We start from the raw sequence: 19,656 nt of genomic DNA, 5'->3' as shown, positions 1-19,656 counted from the left end.
TGGGCTGCTCTATCGCAAGAGTGGGAGGCATAACCGTTATTGGGGTGATGGCGCAACTCTACGCCGCGGTTACCCCAATACCAGTTATGCGCCTCGCCCAACCGCCCACCAGCGCGGCAACAACTGCCGCACACGGGCTTCGCCAAAGCGGTCATCGATCAACATCACCACGCCTTGGTCCTGCTGGCTGCGGATCACCCGTCCCGCCGCCTGTACGACCTTCTGGATACCCGGATACAAATAGGTGTAGTCATAGCCCGCGCCGAAAATCGCGCCCATGCGCGCTTTCATTTGCTCGTTGACCGGGTTCAGTTGCGGCAAGCCCAGTGTGGCGATAAAAGCGCCAATCAAGCGCGTGCCGGGCAAATCGATGCCTTCGCCAAACGCGCCACCCAGCACGGCAAAGCCAATGCCCCGGCTGTGCTGGGTGAACTGGTCCAGAAACCCTTGGCGTTCGGCTTCGGCCATGCCGCGTGACTGCAACCACAGCACAATCTGCGGGTGCCGCTCGGCCATCAACTGCGCCACTTGTTGCAGGTAATCAAAACTTGAGAAAAACGCCAGGTAGTTGCCCGGTTGCGTGGCAAATTGCTCGGCAATCAGCTCGACAATCGGCGCCAAGGAGGCTTGGCGATGCACAAAACGCGTGGAGATCGCATCGACGATGCGCACCTGCAGTTGCTCGGCCTGGAACGGTGATTCCACATCGACCCACGCAGTATCGGCAGGCAATCCGAGCAAGTCGGCGTAATAGTGGCGCGGGCTCAGGGTGGCGGAGAACAGCACGCTGCTGCGGGCGGCGGTCAGCCTGGGGCGGATGAATTCGGCGGGCACCACGTTGCGCAGGCACAGGGTCGAGGCGCTGCGCTTGCCGAACTGGCGCTGGCTGATATCGAAGATGAAGTGTTCATTGAACAGCTCCGCCACCTTGGCAAACTGCAACGCCTCGAAATAGAAGGTTTGCAGGTCGCCGCTGAGGGCCTCGGGGTGGTCGTTGAAGTAATCGCCCATGGCGCTGGTGCACAGGCTTAAGGCCTGCAACAGCTTGTCGGGTTTGCTGGCGTAGGCCTGGTACGGTGCGACTTGGTCCTTGTGCACGGCATTCCATTCGCGGTTCAGGCGCTGCAAAGGTTTTTTCAACGGCTCAGGCGCGCTGTCGCGCAGGGTCTTGAGGCTGTACTGATCAAGGCTGGCGCTGTACATCGAGCGGGCGCGCTCCACCAGGTTGTGGGCTTCGTCCACCAGCACGGCGGCGCGCCATTGGTTCAACTGGGCCAGGCCGAACAGCATGGCGCCGAAGTCGAAATAGTAGTTGTAGTCGGCGACCACCAGGTCGGCCCAGCGCGCCATTTCCTGGCTCAGGTAATACGGGCAGACGTCATGGGCCAACGCCACCTCGCGCAGGTTGCGCTGGTCCAACAGGCGCACCTTGGACGCCGCCACGCGTGCCGCCGGCAAGCGATCATAAAAGCCCTTGGCCAACGGGCAGGAATCACCGTGACAGGCTTTGTCCAGGTGCTCGCAGGCCTTGTCACGCGCCACCAGTTCGAGCACGCGCAGCGGCAAATCGGGGCTGCTGGTGTAGAGCACGTGCGCGGCGTCGAGGGCCAACTTGCGCCCGGGCGTCTTGGCGGTGAGGAAGAACACCTTGTCCAGCTGCTGCGGCGCCAACGCCTTGAGCAGCGGGAAGATCGTGCCGACGGTCTTGCCAATGCCGGTAGGCGCCTGGGCCATCAGGCAGCGGCCCGTGCTGACGGCCTTGTAGACCGACTCGGCCAACGCACGCTGGCCGGTGCGAAACTGCGCATGGGGAAACGCCAGCGCCCGCGCGGCGTCGTTGCGCGCCGCGCGGTGCTGCATTTCCTGGCGTGCCCAGCCGAGGAACAGCGCACATTGCTGGTTAAAGAACTGCTCAAGGTCGGCCGCTTGAAAGCGCTGGTTCAGCAAGGTTTCACCTTCGCCAACAATATCGAAGTACACCAACGCCAGGTCGATCTCTTGCAGGCCGAGTTTGTGGCACATCAGCCAGCCGTACACCTTGACCTGCGCCCAATGCAATTGGCGATGGTTGGCGGGTTGCGCGTCGAGGTCGCCGCGATAGGTTTTGACTTCTTCCAGGCGATTGCTGTCCGGATCGTAGCCGTCTGCCCTGCCCCGCACTTTGAGCTGCTGGTATTCGCCTTCCAGGGCCACTTCATTCTGGTAATGGGCACTGCGTCGTGAGGCCACCGTGCGATGGCCGATAATGCCTTCCTGGGCGCTGGGCGATGGCGTAAAGCGCAGGTCCAGGTCGCCGACCTTGGCCGTGAACTCGCACAGCGCACGCACCGCAACGCTATAGCTCAAGCGGTTTGCGCCCAGCGCACATAACAGACAGTCACCGGCATCTGGTATTCGCCGCAGAACTCCAGCCAGCGCAGTTGGTTGTCCTGCAGTCGGTCACCAGGGCCTTTGACTTCGATCATGCGGTAGGTCTTTTGCGCCGGCCAGAACTGGATCAGGTCCGGCATGCCGGCGCGGTTGGCGCGGATATCCAGCAGCAGGCGTTCAAACCAGTAACGCAGGTGTTCGGCCGGCAGGCACGTCAGGGCTTGCTCCAGCAACTCTTCGCTGAGCAGGTTCCAGAACACGAACGGCGACTGGATGCCCCATTTGTCCACGTAGCGCTGGCGGATGGTGGTTTTGTAACGCTCATCCGTAAGCTGTTCGAAGCACGCGGCGAACAACACAGCCCGACGTTGATGAAAGTCTTCGCTGTGCAGGTCCACCGGCCCGCGCTGGAACGGGTGGAAAAACGACCCTGGCAGCGGCGCGAAAATCGCCTCCCAGCACAACAGCCCGAACAGCGAATTGATCAGCCCGTTTTCGACGTAATGCACCGGCGCATCGGGCGCGCTCAGGTGCGCCTGCACGCAGGATTCCACCGACATCAGCGGCGCCTGCACCAGCGCCAGGTCCAGGCGCGAGACCTCACGTGGCTTGACCTTGGGCAGCGCCGGTTCACCGAGCTTGCGCCGCAGGCGTGGCAGCACGCGCAGCAGGTGTTGCTGTTCGGCAGCGCTTTGCGGTGCTTGCTGCGCCGCGCACGCCAGGGCCATGGCTTGAGCGTAATCCTCCTGGCGTTCGAGCACGCGAATCAACCGCGAGCGCGCGCCGGGATAGGTGCAATCACGGTAGATCTGCGCCGCCAATTCCAGCTCGGCACTGCGTTCGCAATAGTGGCCGATCTGGAACAGTAACTTGGCCCGACGTTTTTCCAGCCACGGGTTATCGGTGGCAAGCAGCACGATCTGCGCCAGTACCTCGTCCAACGCCTGGCCGGCTTCGAAGGCCTGCTGGCATTGGTGCAGGAACAGAAAACCGTGCACATCGTCACGGCTGCGCAGGCCACGGGATTCGGCGCAGAACTCGACTTTTTCGTAGGTGTAGATGCCCAGGTCAGCCAGCACGAACTCCGACCAGTCCTGGTGCAGGTTGCCGAAGAACATCAGCCGCAGGCGGTCGCACAGGTCCATCACGGTGAGGCTGTAGAGCGTGTCGCTCAGTTCGGGGCACCACTGGGCAAAGCTGCGTGACTCAGTGAACTGCGCCGCCAGCCCTTCCAGCCAGTCGGCCTTCTTGCCTTTGGGCTGGTCAATCCACGGCGCGAAGGCGGCGAGGATTTCGCCTTTTTGCAGCAGTGCGAACAGCTCATCAAAACCCAGTTGGCTCTGCTGATCCACCCAGCCCTGCTGCACCAGTGCAAGCGCCGCCGTGTGGGTGCAGCCAATTTCGAGGTAATTGAGTTTACTCGCACGAAAATGCGCGCCCTTGCGCATCACCATGCGCACCAATAACGCCTGGGACGGCTGCGGCAACCTGTCAAATTGCTGAATAAACTGCATTTCATCCGGGTCGAGCAAATCGGCATAACGCTGCCCCAGCCACAGCAGGACTTGGCGGAAGTTATGCAGGTAATACAAGGGATCGTCGAGGGGATTGGCCATGTCGCGCACTGATCAAATACTGGTTATGCATACAGAGTGCCGCCAGCGGCGGGCTGTTGCAATCAGTAATAGATAAATGGCCCACGCAACTTTTTGTATAAAAGTGATCAGATAGGACAGTTGATGGCGTAACATTTGTGGCCCGAAGCCTTAGGCGCGGGACTTTTCAGGGTTAAAGGTAAGGGTAATGAACATGAAGAATTTGGGTCTGCCGCTGGTTGCACTCACTTTTCTGCTAATGGCCGGTTGCTCCACGCAAACCGTAGTGACATTGCAAAATGGCACGCAGTATTTGACCAAGGACACCCCCAAGACCAAGACAGCCGATGGGTTCTATGAATTCACCGACATCGCCGGCAAGCACATCCGCATCAAGGCTGATGACGTTGCGACGGTACGCAGCGAAAAGTGAAAGCAATCGCCTGAACATAAAAAGCCCCGCAATGCGGGGCTTTTTGTTTGATCGTTCCCACGCTCCGCGTGGGAATGCAGCCCAGGACGCTTCGCGTCCCAAAGCGTGACGCAGAGCATGGGAACGATCAGTACCGGTAGTACGGGTGGTAATACGGGTGATAGTAGGGATGGTAGTAATACGAGTGGTAGTACGGCCGGTAGCAGCATGGGCCAGGATAGGCCGGGTACACCGCGCACCCGCCCAAGCCCAGTAGCACCAAGGCGCACAGCAGCAATCGAAGTCGGGACATGTTCGGTTCCTCACATGACGCGCGAAACAGCTCGCGGGTAGTGATTAAACGCGTGAGGCCTGCCGGACCCGTCGCAGCGTTGCGCCGCTGGTCGGTGAAGATTTATTTACCGAAGGATTTTCGCCAACCCGGCGTTCAACCGATAAGCCGCCTTCATCTTCGAAGACGGTAGAACGGAGAAAGACGGCCATGGCACTCATGTCCCGGACGGTACGCGCGCTGTTACTCATCCCCCTGAGCCTGGCGGCGCTGGCCAGCGCGCCGGCGTTTGCCGATACCATCATCATTCGTCAGCCGCCGCGGGTCATCGTGGTTGCTCCCCCGCCGCCGCCGGTTTATTACGGGCATTGGGGTTACGCCCCACGGCCTTATTACTACCCACATCATGTTTACAGCTATGGCTACGGCTACCCCCACCGGCCGTATTGGGGCGGTGGCTGGCGGGGGCAACACTGGCACTGATCAGCCGATGCTGACGCCATCCGCCCACAGGCCGCCGTGCCCGACGCCGACCAGGGTCACCGAGTCGGCGCCAAAGGTCAGCACCGTGTCTGCGCCGACCACTTTGGCATGGTCACGCAGGTCGGTGCTGCCCTCCACATTCTGGAACACCAGCTTGTCCGTGGTTTGGTAGCCAATCACCCGATCATTGCCAAAATGGCCGCTGAACAGGAAGGTGTTATGCCCGCTGTTGTCGCGGATTGTGTCATTGCCTTTGCCACCTTCGATAAAGTCTGCGCCCTTGCCGCCCTGGATCAGGTCATTGCCGTGGCTGCCGATAATGAAGGTGTTGCCCTTGTGCGGTTCGGCATTGCGGTTAAGGTCCTGCACCCAGGTAGTGGCCCGTGCCGGGTCGGACAGGTTGGCGACAATCACTGTGGAGTCGCGGGTCATCTGGTCGTAAAAGCCGGACTCGAGGATGCGCGTCATGCCGTCGCCATAACCGGTGGGCAAATGTGAGACCCAGGTCGGCAGGTTGACGATCGAAAACGGCAGGATATTCCACAACGTCGAGGCGTAGTGGTCGTTGAAGCTGACGATATTGTCGGTGGTCGACTCGTGGGGTTTGTCGTGCACGCCCAGGGACGACAGGTTGAAGGATGAGCCGTCGAGCGCGCGGAACACCGGGTCGTTTTCGTAGCCGATATTGAGCACTTTATCGCCCGCGCTCTGGGTCGGTGAGGCATAGGCCACGTAGTTGGCGTCCTTGTAGAACCCCGACCATTTGTTGTTGCTTAAATCTGCCATGCTGTTGACCGCCAGCCCGCCCAGGCTGTGGCCGCTGACCACCACGTCCTTGCCGCTCAGGCCATGGGCGCCGGCATAGTCGGCGACATTCTTGAGCAAGCCGCCAAAGGCTTCGCCCGCATAGTTCTTTGCATAATCCTTGGGGCCGAAGGCCGCCAGCAGGTCGCTGATCACGTCGCCGATGGAATCTGTGATCAAGCTTTCCCGTGGCCCCGACGTGCCACGAAAGCCGATGCCGATTTCGAGCAGTTTGCCGGCGTCATCGTACTTGCCCAGCACCTCGACCTGGGCGGTGGTGTAACCGGCTTTTTCGCCAAAGAAGGTGCCGCGCGCATCGACCTTGCCGCCATAGCCCAGGTCACTGGCGCTTATAGGCGTCCAGCCGGCTTTTTGCACCGCCTCAAGCGCGGCCTTTTCCGAGTCGGGGTTCCAGGGAATCCCCGGGATCACCCCTTGCGAATTAGTACTGCCCAGCAACGCCCCCACCAGCGTGGCCGGCAAGCCAAGCCCCAGGCCGTTGTGCTGGTAACCCACGGCAAAGCCGTTGTCCAGGTTGTGGTAGGAATACAGCGTGATCGCCATGGCATCGGCGAACAGTGTTTTGGAGCCCTCGGTGCCGAGGTTTTTATAGTCAAAGATACCCATGGTAGTGCCTCTCTGTTGTTGGATTTGTAGAGAAAGCGAAAACACGTGTGGCCCTCGTGGTGAGTGAGCCTATGTGGGAGCTGGCTTGCCTGCGATAGCCTCACCTCGGTACAACTGACCGACCGAGGTGTCTGCATCGCGGGCAAGCCCGGCTCCCACATAAGCCCAACCTCATACAAGGTGTGAAGCCTTTTAGAACGCCCAGTCGAGGCTCAACCCCACCCCGTGGACCTTGTCCTTGCTGGCCAACAGGCCGTTGTAATCAAAATTGACCCGCGCATCCTTGCTCAGCGCCAGGCTGACCCGCGCACCGACCAACGCGGCGTCGCGCACCATCGGCGCACTTTCCACTGCGAACGCAGGGCCGCCCGAAGCGAACGCCAGGTGCTGCTCGGAATCGGTGCTGCTCAGGTTGTGCTGCCAGCCCAGGGTGCCGGACACTTCCAGTTGCTGGTGATCGTTCACGTTAAAGGTCTTCAAGGCGCGCACGCCCAGGGTGCTCAGCACCACATCGCGGGTGTCGTCATGGCCTTTGAGCGCGGCGGCGTCACCCTTTTCGGTGAACCCATCAGTGTCCAGATGCACATAGGCCAGGTTGGCGAATGGCTCCAGGGCCAGCGGTTGCAGGTTGACGCGGTAAGCCGCCTCACCAAACACCTGGGTGCTGCTCGCGTCCACTTTGACCTTCTGCTTGCCGGCCACATCACCGTATTGCAGGTCACGCTTCACATCGGCGCGATGCCAGCTGTAGGTCGCCCCACCGCTCAGGCGCAAGGCACCGATTTCATGCCCGGCATAGGCACCGAAGTGGTAGCTGTCGACCGAGGCACGGGAATGGGTGTCGTTGCCCATGTTCAAGGAGGTGTCACTGTAGCCAGCGACCAAACCGATACGCGTCGAGTCATCCAGTGCGCCATCCACACCGGCGAGCATGCCGCCCAGCGACGTGGTGTAGCCCGCGGTGTCGCTGCGGCTGTCGGTCTTGCCCCACGCGCCCAAGGCCTTGACCCACACGTTGCCACGGCTGTCGATGGTTTCGCTGCTGGCGCCCATCTCGCCATTGCGCAGGCGTTCGCCAACGGCTTCGCGCACGTAACGGCTGTCGTTGATTAACGCACTTTGCAGTGCCGGGTAGATTTCGCCGGAGAGCTGCTGGAACGCGCCTTGGGCCGAGGCCGCATTGGGCGCCAGCAACAGGCTTTCATACACCGCATTGCCGGCGCCCAATTGGTCCGCCGCCGCCGCGACCGCACGCTGGTTCGGCGTGACCGCCACACTGGCGAAGCTGTTGGTGCGTGCCACGTCCAGTTGCACGCCGTTGGCGGCATAGTTCAGCGTGCCGCCGATAAACAGGTAATTCGGCAGCACCGCGCCGAAGCTGCCGGTAATACCGCCTGCGGCTTGCAGGATGTTGTACTGGCGGCCAATCAGGCTTTGCGCCTGGGCGTTGGTTAGCAGCGTCGGGCTGTTCTCCAGGGCCAGGGTCACGGTACCGCCATTGAGTGTGGCGGTGCCGCCGGCCACAATGCGGTCGCTGCTGGTGGGCGACAGCTCAACCGCGTAGGTCGAACCCGCATCAAAGGTGACATTGCCTGCCACATTCAAGGTGCCGATGGAGTTGCCCGGCGCCACGGTGCCGCCGCTTTTGGCAGTCAGCGAGCCGATACGGCCCGAGCCACCGAGCACGCCGGCCTGGCTGACGGTGACGTCGGAAGTGACCGAACCATTAATCGCCAGCAAGCCCTGGTTGACCAGGGTCGGCCCGCTGTAGGTGTTGGTGCCGCTCAGCACCAGCGTACCGATGCCCTGCTTGGTCAGGCCGCCATGGCCGGAAATGTCATTGCTCCACACATCCAGGCCGCAATGCACGTCGGTGCACAGACGCTGGGTCGGTTTACCGGCATCCACCACCGCACCAATGCCTGGCAGGTCGGCGACAAACTGGCTGCTACCATAGGCGCCGTCGATACGGAACTCAGCAGGAATATCCTCAGCGGTCACGAACATCCCTGGCCCGTTGACTGCTTTGCCCAGGTTGATCATGCCCCAGCCATACAGCGCGTCGATGCCCGGCGCGCCAAGGTCGGTGGCGGTGGTTTTGAGCACGGTGGCGACCTGCTCGCCGCTCATGTACGGGAAGCGCTCCATCAGCACCGCCGCTGCGCCGGCCACATGGGGCGCAGCCATGGAGGTGCCGTTTTTGTTGGCCCAGTCGGTGGTCAGGTTGCTCAGGTCGGTGCCGTTGATGATCGAGCTGAAAATTTTGGTACCGGGTGCCGACACACAGAAGCTCGCCGCATAACCGCAACGTGACGAGAAGGTGCTGATCACATACGGGTTGGCACTCGCGGTGTCCGGGTTTTGCTGCAAGGCGGCTACCGACAGCCAGTTCGGTGCAATTTCCGGCACAAAGTACGCAAGACCCGACATCGCGTCCGGGTTGTTGCGGTTGTAGTCGTTACCGGCGGCAAAGATGGTCAGCACGCCGCTGCGGGCGGCATCGATTGCGCCTTGGTAGGCGCCGCCGGCAAGCGTGCCGAGGATCGGCCGGATGTTGTTGAACTGCGCCTGGGCTTCATTGACCGTGAAGTTGGGGTACGCCGGATCGCGGCCGCCCTTGGCGTATTGATCGCCAATGCCGATGCCCCAGCTGTTGTTGATGATGCGTGCGCCGCTGGCCACCAGCCCATCCCAACCGGCCTTGTACACCGCGCCGTCGTTGCCGAGGATGATCCCGTCTTCCGGGCCTGGGTCGCCGTTTTCGGCGCTGAGGATCTGCGCATTGAACGCCACGCCATGCATCGGCCCGCCGTCACGGTTACCGGCGGCAATCCCGCCGACGTGGGTGCCGTGGTTACCCAGCTTGCCGTTGGAGTCCTTGGACGGCGTGCCGTCATAGCGGAACGCATCGCCGGCCTTCACCGGGATATACGGGTCGGTGTATTGGCGGATGCCCTCGGTGACAATCGTCACCACCTTGTTGGGGCTGGCGAACTCCGGGTGCTGCGCATACACCGGCTGGTCAAAGATGCCCAGCTTGACGCCTTTGCCGGTGTAGCCGGCGGCATACGCAGTGTCTGAATGGATGGCGCCCAGCCCCCAATCGGCCTTGAACTCGTTGCTGCGCCAACTGGCGGTATCGCCCAGTTTGCCGGTTTCCACATAGGGTGCGGCCTGGGCGGTCCCCAGACTTGCCAGGCAGCACAGCAACGCGCCGTATGGCACGCAGCTCAAAGCCTTGAGCGGGTAGCCCGGGCCTGTGTGAGTGGCGGTATTTAACCCTGGTTTGCGTTTGTTCACGGTGACCTTCCTTAGTTTTCTTATTGCACTTTTTTGGAAATCCAACCTGATCGTTCCCACGCTCCGCGTGGGAATGCAGCCCAGGACGCTCTGCGTCCAAAGCGTGACGCAGAGCGTCACAAGAGGCATTCCCACGCAAAGCGTGGGAACGATCATCGCTGCGGCGTGTTTAGAACTGCCAGTTCAGGCTCAGCCCCACGCCTTGGGTGTTCGCACGCCCACCCAACTGGCCGTTGTAATCCAGGTTGACCCGCGTGGCCTTGCTCAGCGCCAGGCTGGCCTGCACACCGACCAGCGCGGCATCGCGCAACAACGGCGAACTGCGCACGGCAAAGGACGGCCCGCCGGCGACAAACGCCAAGTGTTCTTCGGATTCAACCGCCGTCAGGCTGTGCTGCCAGCCCAGCGAACCGGACAGTTCCAGCTGCTGATGGTCATTCAGAGGCAGGGTTTTCAAGGCCCGCACACCGAGGGTGCTGAGCACCGCATCGCGCCGATCGCTGCCACGTTCCAGCGCCGCCGCAGCGCCTTTTTCATGAAAGGAATCACTGTCCAGGTGTACATAGGCCAGGTTGGCGAACGGCTCCAGCGCCAGCGGTTGCAGGTGAATGCGGTACGCAGCTTCAGTGAACAACTGCGCCGTGCGCGCATCCAGCTTGGTCTTTTGCTTGCCGCTGACTTCGCCGTACTGCAGGTCACGCTTTACGTCGCCGCGATGCCAGCTGTAGGCACCACCCACGCTGACGCGCCAGTCGCCCAGTTCACGCCCGGCATACGCGCCGAAGTGGTAACTGTCGATGGACGCCGACGAGTGCGTGCCACTGCCCATGTTCAGCGAACTGTCGCTGTAGCCGGCAACCACACCCACGCGGGTCTGTTCATCCAGCGCGCCGTCCACACCAGCGAGCAAACCGCCAATCGAGGTGGTCGAGCCTGCCGTTTCGCTGCGGCTGTCGGTCTTGCCCCAGGCGCCAAGGGCCTTGAGCCACAGGTTGCTTTCGCCGTTCACCGGCACATGGCGCAGGCGCTCACCTACAGCATCGCGCAGCTGCAGGCTGTCGTTGATCAGCATCGCGCCAATCGCCGGGTAGATCTCACCCGACAGTTGCTGCAAGCCCTGGCGGGCCGTGGCCACCGAGTCCGACTGCAACAGGCTTTCATACACCGGGTTGCCGGCGCCCAACTGCTCGGCCGCCGCCGCGACACTGCGCTGGTTGCGCGTGGCGGCAACGCTGGCGAACGCCGCGTTGTTGCGCCCCACATCCAACTGCACGCCGTTGGCGGCGTAATCGAGGGTGCCGCCGAGGAACAGGTAGTTCGGCAGCACCTGGCCAAACTGGCCCTGAACGCCACCCGCCGCCTGGAGGATGGTGTACTGGCGGCCGATCAGGCTTTGCACTTGGCTCTGGCTGAGCAGTGTGGGGCTGTTTTCCAGCGCCAGGGTCACGGTGCCGCCGCCCAGCACGGCTTTGCCGCCTGCGACGATGCGGTCGCTGCTGGTGGGCGTGAGTTCCACCGCATAGGTGGAGCCTGCGCCCAGGTTCACATCACCGGCCACCTGTAAGGTGCCTACCGAATTACCCGGTGCCACGGTGCCGCCGCTGTTGACGCTCAAGGCGCCGATGCGCCCGGAGCCGCCGAGGGTGCCGCTGTTGTTGACGGTCACCGCCGAGGTCAGCGAACCGTTGACTGCCAACAGGCCGCCATTGACGCTGGTCGCACCGCGATACGTGCTGTCGCCGCTGAGCACCAGGCTGCCGGCGCCGGATTTGATCAGGCTGCCTTCATGCACGCGGTTGGCTGCGGCCTGATCACGGGCAGTGCCAACGGCGTAATCGGTCTGGTCCTGCTGGCTGGCATTCGCGCCCACGCCGTTCTGCCAACCCTTGTCGATCAGGGTTTGCTGCCAGGCACTGTGCTCGGCGCGGTCTTCGGCCTGGCGTTGAACCAACGCTTGGTCGGAGATGCCGTTGCTCCACACATCGCCCTGCCCGGCCGCGAGGTTGACGTTCATGTTGCCAAGCAATTGCCCCGGGCCATGCATCGCTCGGCCAAGGTCCGGCACGCCCCAGCCGACGATGGTATTCGGTGCTTGAGTGACAGAGCCATCGAGTTGCGTGGCAGTGGTCAACAGTACCTGCAACGCCTGCTCATTGGTCATGTACGGGTAGCGCTCCATCACCAGCGCCAGCGCGCCGGTGGCATGCGGTGCCGACATCGAGGTGCCGGACTTGACCCCATAACCGCCATCGGGAATGGTGCTGTTGATCAGCGCGCCAGGCGTAGAGATGCACCAATATTTGGCGATTCCGCATTTGTTGTATTTCTGGTTATTGGCTTTATCCAGGCCGGACACCGCCAGCCAGTGGCCTTCCAGTTCCGGCTGGAAATACGGCAAGGCCGAGCGCACGCTGGCATTCGCATACCCGCTGTTGCCGGCGCTGAACACGTTGATCACCCCGGCCTTGGCCACATCCGCCGCGGCATCCAGCCAGGTGCCCTGGTTGTAATGCTGGGCATAGGCGGCGTGCAGGTCGCCGAGGGTCTGGTAGCTGACATCCTTGGGCTGGCTGCCCCAGCTGTTGTTGATGGCGCGCACGCCGGAATCCACCAGCGCGGTGTACACCGCCTTGAAATACTTGGAGTCCGGGGTCGGGCCAAACAGGAAGCTGTCGTTGGCGTTGGTGTTGCCCACGTAGATTTGCGCGTTGTAGGCCACACCGTGCATGCCCACGCCATCACGGGCTGCGCCCATGGTGCCGGTGACATGGGTGCCGTGGGAATCATTGTTGGGGTTGAGTGCGCCGGTGGTGCTGAACGGCTTGCCATCGACGTAGGTGCCGCTGGCGGTGACAGCGTGGTAGCGGTCTTTGGAAGCTTCAGGGTGGTTGGGGTCAAAACCCGAATCCAGCGCGCCGACTTTGACGCCGTTGCCGGTGATACCGGCCGCATAGGCTTCATCCGCCTTCATGCGCCCCAGGCCCCAGTCGCTCTGGAATTCGGCGGAGCGCCAACTGCCGGGGTTACCCGCTTGGCCGTTTTCGGTATAGGCCGCCTGTGCCGCAACGGACAACAGGAGTAACGAGCCTGCGGTAAACGGTTTGAAACGTGGTGAATGGGTGATCATCTAACCCCTCCTTATTCTTCTTATGGATGCTCATTTCACCGGGCCGAAAGCCTCATCGACTTTCGCCAGGTCGGTGTCGCGCAAGTTGCCCGCGTAGTAGTGCAATTTGGTCCAGGCCATCAGGTAGTCGTAGCGGGCCTGGGCCAGGTCGCGACGGGTGCTGTACAGCTGCTGCTCGGCGTTCAGTGCGTCGAGGTTGACCCGCTCGCCACCGAGGATGCTTTGCTTGGTCGACACCACCAGCGCTTCGGCCGAGGTCAGGGCCTTTTGGTACGCACGCAATTTGCTCACCCCCGACAGGCACGCACTGAACTGGCGGCGCAGTTCGATCAGGGTTTCGCGAGTCTTGCCTTCCAGTTCGTACTCGGCCTGCTCCATGCCGCGGCTGGCTTGGCGAGTGGAGGCGGAGATCCCGCCACCGGCATACAGCGGCAGGCTGACTTCAACGCCGATGGTGTTGGTGTCGTAGCGCTGGTTGTAGGTGTTGCCGCTGTCGGACTCCTGTTTGCGCGAGCTGGCATACGCGGTGATCTTGGGCAAATGCCCGGCGCGGTTGCGCTCCACTTCATAACGCGCGACTTCCACGGCCTGGCGCTGGGACGCCAGCGTGGGGTTATTGCTCAGCGCCAGTTCATGCCAGGTGTCGTAGTTGGCCGGGGTCAGGGTGAAGGCAGCAAAGCTCTGGTTCAGCGGCGCCAGGTCGTGGATGTCGACGCTTTGTACGCCGATCAACGCCCCCAGCTCGCGCAACGACGCGTCCTGCTCGTCCAGCGCCTGGATCTCTTCGGCGGTAGCCAGCTCATAGCGCGACTCGGCTTCGAGAATGTCGGTGCGTGTGCCTTCGCCCTGTTGGAACAGGTGCTGGTTCTGCTGGAACTGCTGCTCGTAGGCCTTTTTCTTGGCGCGGGCGATGTCGATCTGGTCCTGGGCAAACAGCGCCTGGGTGTAATAGCTCAGCACCCGCACCAGCAGCGCCTGGCTCTTGTCGCGAAAGCTTTCATCGGCGAACAGCGCCTGGGCCACGCCCTTGCGATAGTTGGCATAGGCTTCGTAGTCGAACAACGGCTGTTGCAAGCTGAAGGTCGAGCCATAGCTGTTGTAGTTGCGGTCGTCGCGATAACTGCCGCCGCGCCCGTCCGGCAGGTGCGCCTCGGAGTTGTTGCGGCCCTTGTTGTAGTTGTACGACAGCCGCGGCAGCAGCCCGGCACGGCCAATGGTGCGGTTTTCCAGGCCCGCGTCGCGTTCCTTGATGGCGCCCAGAAACACCGGATCGTTACGCAATGCCTGCTCGTACACATCAAACGGCCCCATGGCTGCCTGGGAAACGCCGCACACCAACATCAACGAAATGAACACAACGCGCATGCTCATTCCTCAGTCAACGCAGAACCGGCGCGATCGAGCAGCGGTTTGAACAGGTAGTTGAGCAAGGAGCGTTCGCCGGTGCGTACAAACATCTCGGCGGGCATGCCCGGTTTGATCACCAGGCCGTGGAGTTTTTCCAATGCAGCCTCGCTGACCGTGGTGCGCAGCACGTAGTAAGGCTGGCCGGTCTTTTCATCGAGCATCTGGTCGGCCGAGATCAGGCTGACTTCGCCCGGTACACGCGGGGTGCGGCTCTGGTTGAAGGCGGTAAACAGAATGTCGACGGGTAAGTGCGTACCCACCTTGTCGACCAGGTGCACCGGCAAATGCCCTTCCACTTCCAGCCGCGTGCCTTGTGGCACGATCTCCAGCAGAGTCTCACCGGCGCGCACCACGGCGCCCTCGGTGTGCACACTGAGGTTGACTGCAATGCCATCGGCTGGCGCATTGATCTCGCTGTGCTGCAAATCAAAGCCCGCCGAGGTCAGTTGCTGCTCCAGGGTCAGGCTGCGCAGTTGCGCGTCGGCCAGTTGGCTGCGCACCTCTTTTTGATATTCCTCACTGTGCTGCTGCAATTTGAGGCGTGATTCGAGAATGCCCTGCTCCACGCGGCCACTTTCGCCAGTGTTTTGCGCCAGGTCCTGTTGCACCTGGGACAGTTGGCGCTGGTAGTCCAGCAAGCGGTTGCGCGGGATATAGCCGTTGTCGGCCAGGGGTTGCAGGTTGGCCAGTTGGTCGCGCAGGGATTGCGCCTGGGCAGACAGGTCGGTACGGGCGCGGCGCATGCCGCTCAGTTGCGAGGTGGCACCGTCGATGTTGGCGCGAATACCGGCTTGTTCACGGGCAAAGGCTTCACGGCGGCTGCTGAACAGCTGGCGTTGGCCTTCCAGCACCAGGGCCAGGGCCGGGTCGGGGTTGGCGCTCAGCTCAGCGGGAAAGGTAATCGCCGCTTGGTTGTCACGCTCGCTCTGCCAGCGTGCCACGCTGGCCCAGGCCATGCGGTACTGGGCTTGCAGCGACTGCACGTCGGCCTGGTTCTGGGTCTGGTCGAGGCGAAACAGCGGCTGGCCCTGTTTGACCAACTCGCCCTCCTTCACCAGGATCCGGCTGACCACCCCAGGGCTGAAGGTTTGCACGGCCTTGCGCTTGCCCGAGACCACCACCGTGCCTTGCACCGGGATGCCCTGGTCCAAGGGCGCGAGGCTGGCCCAAAGGAAAAACCCACCGGCGCCGACAATCGTCAACCACCAGCCCATCTTTACGAAAAAACCGGCATCACGTTCTTTAAAGCGGGGCTCTACAGTAAGGCTGCTCATGCGCCTGGATTCCTTCCGGTCTGGTACTGACGGCTAAGGCTCACACCGGCCTTTTCCCGTGGCGCTTCCTGCTGTTGCTGGCCCGACAACGCGCGCAGCACTTCCTGGCTGGGGCCGAAGGCCTGCAATTGGCCTTCACTGAGCACCAGCAACTTGTCGGCCTGGGCCAACGCCGAGGAGCGGTGGGTGACCAGCACCACGCTGCTGCCCTGGGCTTTCATCTGCACGATGGCACTGGCCAGGGCGGCCTCGCCCACGGTGTCGAGGTTGGAGTTGGGTTCATCCAGCACGATCAAACGCGGCGCGCCATACAGCGCACGCGCCAGGGCTACCCGCTGCTTCTGGCCGCCGGAGAGGCCGCCACCGTTGTCGCCCAACACGGTGTCGTAGCCTTGCGGCAGACGCAGGATCAGCTCATGCACACCGGCCTGTTGCGCGGCTTTCACCACCCGCTCCGGGTCGGCATCACAAAAGCGCGCAATGTTGTCGGCGATGCTGCCGCTGAACAGTTCGATGTCCTGGGGCAAGTAGCCGATATGCGGGCCGAGATCGTCGCGGTTCCAGCGATGGATATCCGCGCCGTCCAGGCGCACGGTGCCGGCCAGGGTTGGCCACACGCCAACCAGCACGCGGGCCAGGGTCGATTTGCCCGAACCCGAAGCACCGAGCACGCCCAGCACTTCACCGGCGCCGAGGTTGAAACTGACCTGTTGCAAGGTCGCCACACGCCGCCCCGGCGGGCCGGCGCTGACGTGTTCGAAACTCACCTGGCCCTTGGGCGCCGGCAACGCCATTTGCTCGGCTTCGGGTGGGAATTCACGCAGCAGGTCGTCAAGGCGTTGGTAAGCCAGCTTGGCCGAACTCCACTGCTTCCACACCGCAATCAATTGGTCGATAGGGCTAAGCACACGGCCCATCAGGATGGACCCGGCGATCATCATCCCGGCGGTCATCTCGCCCTTGATCACCAAAAAGGCGCCCAGGCCCAGCACCAAGGATTGCAGGCACAGGCGCAGGGATTTGCTCAGCGAGGTAATCACCGAGCCGGTGTCGCTGGCCCGGTTCTGAAACCCGAGGAACTGCGAATGCACGGCGAACCAGCGTTTACGCAACGCGCCGAGCATGCCCATGGCCTGAATGGTCTCGGCGTTGTGCAGGTGGCTGGTAGCCAGCTGGGTTGATTGTTGGGAAAAAACACCCGCCTCGCCCAGTGGTTTTTTGGTCAGGTATTCATTCAGGCACGCCAGCGCGATCAACAACACAGCGCCCGCCGTGGCCAACACGCCCAGCCACACGTTGAACAGGAAAATCACAAACAGGTAGATGGGAAACCACGGCGCATCGAAGAACGCGAACAACGCAGGCCCGGTGATGAATTGGCGAATCACGGTCAAATCGCCCAGCGATTGCCCGGCATGCCCCTGCCCGCGTTGCAGGTTGCGTTCAAACGCGGCTTTGTACACGCGCAAGTTGAAGCGCCGCTCCAACTGGCTGCCGATGCGAATCACGACAAAACTGCGCAGCACTTCCAGCGTGCCGATGAAGACAAAGAAACCCACGACCATCAGCGTCAACATCACCAGGGTGGTTTCATTCTGGGAGGACAACACACGGTCGTACACTTGCAGCATGTAAATCGACGGCACCAGCATCAACAGGTTAATCAAGGCGGTAAAGCAGCCGATGCTGATCAAAATACCCTTGTATTCACCCAGCGCCCTAAATAAGGGCGCAACCACATTGGACTTCGCCATAGTGTCTGTTCTTCCCCGAAGCCAATGACGCGCAATAGTTGCCCGTGCCCTGAAGTGGGCGGCCAACTATTAAACTCTTGTTATAAGCTTATAACTTTTTAATTAGGGTGTTCGTTGCAGCACAACTTCCGGTATTGAAGGCGTGCGCCCTTTGTATTCACCGTCTTTCTCGCGATTCAAATGAATAATCCCGCTGCCCTCTGCATTAAACAGCCAGATACCGTCCGGGGTCGGCAACCAAGTCAGGGGCTTTTCCCTCAGCCATAGCTCGGCGCAGGCGACATCACCGGCCACGGCGTTGGGCTCATCCAACAGGTCGAGTGCACACACCTGGTCCTGTTGCTGCAATTGCCAATGGCCGGCCAATTGCGCGGTGGTGGGTAAAACCAGACTGCTCGCCATGACGTGGGCTCCTGCCGAAACGAACAACACCTGTGAAGCACAGGCGATCAAATGGGAAAAACGCGGCATCTGCTGCTCCATCCTGAGAGCGCGGCGCCGGGGCGCCGCGCGCTTTACATCAGGCTACGATGTCGCTGGCGACTGCCTGGCCGACGGTGGTGACGAGGAAGTCCGCCACGCCGTGCCCGGAGAAGTCCACCGCCAAGGTGCCCAGGTTGGTACCCGAGGCATAGCTCAGTACAGCATCGCCGGCATGCCCGGTGAATGCATTGACGAAGCTCAAGCCTGCACCTTTGGTGATGCCGGACAGGTCGATCTTGTCCGAACCGGAGGTGAAGTCAAAGATCTTGTCCGCCGCACCCGGCTTGGAGTCGGAACTGGCACCGTACACGAAGGTGTCATTGCCGGCGCCGCCCCATAGTTGGTCCGCACCGCCACCGCCGTAGATGATGTCGTTGCCGGCACCGCCTTTGATGATGTTGGCGGCGTTGTTGCCGATGATCAGGTCATTGCCCGAACCGCCGAACGCGTTCTCGATGGTAACGCCCTTGGCGATGGACACGTTGCCCACCAGGCCGCCAACATCGGAGAACGAGGCCTCATTGAGGTTGATCTTCTGGTTTTGGGTGAAACCGGAGAAGTCCAGGGTGTCGTTGCCGCCACCGTCCCATACCGAAAACACCAGCTTGTCGGCATTGGACGTGGCGCTGAGGAAGTCACGCCCGGTGTTGGAGTTGAAACCGTAGGTGGTGTCGCCGGCGCGGGTGGCGTAGTTGGCGCCGTAGAGCTTCTGGATCGCGGCAATGTCGTCGATCAGCGGGCCGGACGAATAGGCTTCGACCCCGCCTTTACTGAAGTTCTGGTTGGTGTTGCTCTCGCTCCAGTAACTCATGACGCTGTAGCCACGCGTGTCCTGTCCATAGTCCGCGTCTTTGTACGAAGGGTTGCCGGTCCCGGCGTTGTAGTCGCCAGGGTGATCCAGGCCCAGGGTGTGCCCGATTTCGTGGGTCAGGGTCTGCCGGCCATAGTTGTTCAGGTCCGGGGTCTTGTTCGGTGTGTAACTGTTGTTGGTCAGGTACCAGGAAGTACCGTCCAGCCCGCTCTCGTTGTACTTGGCATTGGTGCCAGGCAGGTAAGCGAAGGCCGCTGCGCCATCCTGGCCGCTGCTGTAGTTGCCAAAGGTCATGTGGAAGTCACCGCCCGAGGATTTCTCGGTGAAGGTGACGTTGGCCACATCCGCCCAGGATTGCATGGCCAATGCGGCCTGTGCTTTCTGCTGGGTGTTGAACTGGCTGAACCCGGAGATGCCATGTTTGTTCATGGTGGCCGAGGAAGCCGAGGTCAGGAAGGTGTAGGTGAGGTCGATCTTGCCGTTGCCATCAATGTCCCGATACGCAGCATTCTCGCGCAACAGGTGGTCGGCGGCCTGGTCCACTGTGAACGAGGGCTTTCCATTGACCGTGAGGTTACCGCCACGGTCATACAGATGGCTGAAGCTATCGATTTGCGAGTAAGCAGTGCTGGCTTGCGCGGCAGATACAATAGCTTTGTCTTTTACTTTTGACATAAACGTACTTCCTTGTTTGCAAGTGCATCAGTCTTTGTTCGATAGGAACCTCGCGGGCGAGGATCGTCCTATCACTCGCCTCTTTTGAAGGCGTATCGAAACTGACACAACTTGAAATCTTTCGTCTACAAATATTTCCGCAACAAAAATGTGACGTAGATTCAACTTAAGGAAGTCGCACACAGCGTTTGCTGGGGGTAATTGCGCTAGCGCCGCAAATCGCCGCCGACTGTTATTTAAAT

13 protein-coding genes are annotated in these 19,656 nt (G+C 61.5%); 2 read left to right on the top strand and 11 right to left on the bottom strand.

Annotation, left to right across the window (positions count from 1 at the left end):
* Positions 1–84: 84 nt before the first annotated feature.
* Positions 85–2,346 (bottom strand): ATP-dependent DNA helicase, encoded by a 2,262-nt coding sequence (locus HU759_RS14890; RefSeq protein WP_170037160.1) that lies wholly within the window; start codon positions 2,344–2,346, stop codon positions 85–87.
* Positions 2,343–3,986: a VRR-NUC domain-containing protein gene (locus HU759_RS14885; protein ID WP_186616905.1), complete on the bottom strand. Its 1,644-nt coding sequence runs from the start codon at positions 3,984–3,986 to the stop codon at positions 2,343–2,345. The genes HU759_RS14890 and HU759_RS14885 overlap by 4 nt, the downstream gene beginning before the upstream one ends.
* A 187-nt stretch (positions 3,987–4,173) precedes the next feature.
* On the opposite strand from HU759_RS14885, the gene HU759_RS14880 reads away from it, so the two are divergent.
* On the top strand, positions 4,174–4,398 hold the full coding sequence (locus HU759_RS14880) for a YgdI/YgdR family lipoprotein (protein WP_017135598.1): 225 nt from the start codon (positions 4,174–4,176) through the stop codon (positions 4,396–4,398).
* A gap of 127 nt (positions 4,399–4,525) precedes the next feature.
* Here the strand turns inward: HU759_RS14880 and HU759_RS14875 are convergent, their stop codons facing one another.
* Positions 4,526–4,690, bottom strand: coding sequence for a hypothetical protein (locus HU759_RS14875; protein WP_164487936.1), 165 nt, complete (start codon positions 4,688–4,690; stop codon positions 4,526–4,528).
* 189 nt (positions 4,691–4,879) lie between these two features.
* Here HU759_RS14875 and HU759_RS14870 point away from each other — a divergent pair, with 189 nt between their 5' ends.
* Positions 4,880–5,152: a hypothetical protein gene (locus HU759_RS14870; RefSeq protein ID WP_017135597.1), complete on the top strand. Its 273-nt coding sequence runs from the start codon at positions 4,880–4,882 to the stop codon at positions 5,150–5,152.
* On the opposite strand, the gene HU759_RS14865 is transcribed toward HU759_RS14870, so the two are convergent.
* The 8 genes from HU759_RS14865 to HU759_RS14830 form a co-directional block, all read right to left on the bottom strand.
* The gene (locus tag HU759_RS14865) at positions 5,153–6,583 is read right to left on the bottom strand and encodes a lipase (protein ID WP_169985975.1); all 1,431 of its coding nucleotides are present in this window, start codon (positions 6,581–6,583) and stop codon (positions 5,153–5,155) included.
* 192 nt (positions 6,584–6,775) lie between these two features.
* Entirely contained in the window at positions 6,776–9,883 is a 3,108-nt protein-coding gene (locus tag HU759_RS14860) for an autotransporter serine protease (protein WP_177033004.1), read from the bottom strand.
* Positions 9,884–10,052: 169 nt separating this feature from the next.
* The gene (locus HU759_RS14855) at positions 10,053–13,010 is read right to left on the bottom strand and encodes an autotransporter serine protease (RefSeq protein ID WP_186616907.1); all 2,958 of its coding nucleotides are present in this window, start codon (positions 13,008–13,010) and stop codon (positions 10,053–10,055) included.
* Positions 13,011–13,040: 30 nt separating this feature from the next.
* The gene (locus HU759_RS14850; RefSeq protein ID WP_017135593.1) at positions 13,041–14,375 is read right to left on the bottom strand and encodes a TolC family outer membrane protein; all 1,335 of its coding nucleotides are present in this window, start codon (positions 14,373–14,375) and stop codon (positions 13,041–13,043) included.
* A gap of 2 nt (positions 14,376–14,377) precedes the next feature.
* Positions 14,378–15,691, bottom strand: a complete 1,314-nt coding sequence (locus tag HU759_RS14845) for an HlyD family type I secretion periplasmic adaptor subunit (RefSeq protein ID WP_186616909.1) — start codon at positions 15,689–15,691, stop codon at positions 14,378–14,380.
* Positions 15,688–17,445, bottom strand: coding sequence for a type I secretion system permease/ATPase (locus HU759_RS14840; RefSeq protein WP_186616911.1), 1,758 nt, complete (start codon positions 17,443–17,445; stop codon positions 15,688–15,690). The genes HU759_RS14845 and HU759_RS14840 overlap by 4 nt, the downstream gene beginning before the upstream one ends.
* A 102-nt stretch (positions 17,446–17,547) precedes the next feature.
* The gene (locus HU759_RS14835; RefSeq protein ID WP_170037108.1) at positions 17,548–17,916 is read right to left on the bottom strand and encodes a protease inhibitor Inh/omp19 family protein; all 369 of its coding nucleotides are present in this window, start codon (positions 17,914–17,916) and stop codon (positions 17,548–17,550) included.
* A 49-nt stretch (positions 17,917–17,965) separates the two neighbouring features.
* On the bottom strand, positions 17,966–19,414 hold the full coding sequence (locus tag HU759_RS14830) for a serralysin family metalloprotease (protein ID WP_170037105.1): 1,449 nt from the start codon (positions 19,412–19,414) through the stop codon (positions 17,966–17,968).
* Positions 19,415–19,656 lie beyond the last annotated feature (242 nt).

Origin of the sequence: Pseudomonas sp. OE 28.3 (assembly GCF_014268205.2) — a bacterium.
Lineage (GTDB): Bacteria > Pseudomonadota > Gammaproteobacteria > Pseudomonadales > Pseudomonadaceae > Aquipseudomonas > Aquipseudomonas edaphica.
The sequence above is the reverse complement of the archived record's forward strand: the minus strand, read 5'-3'. Positions and strand labels throughout refer to the sequence as shown.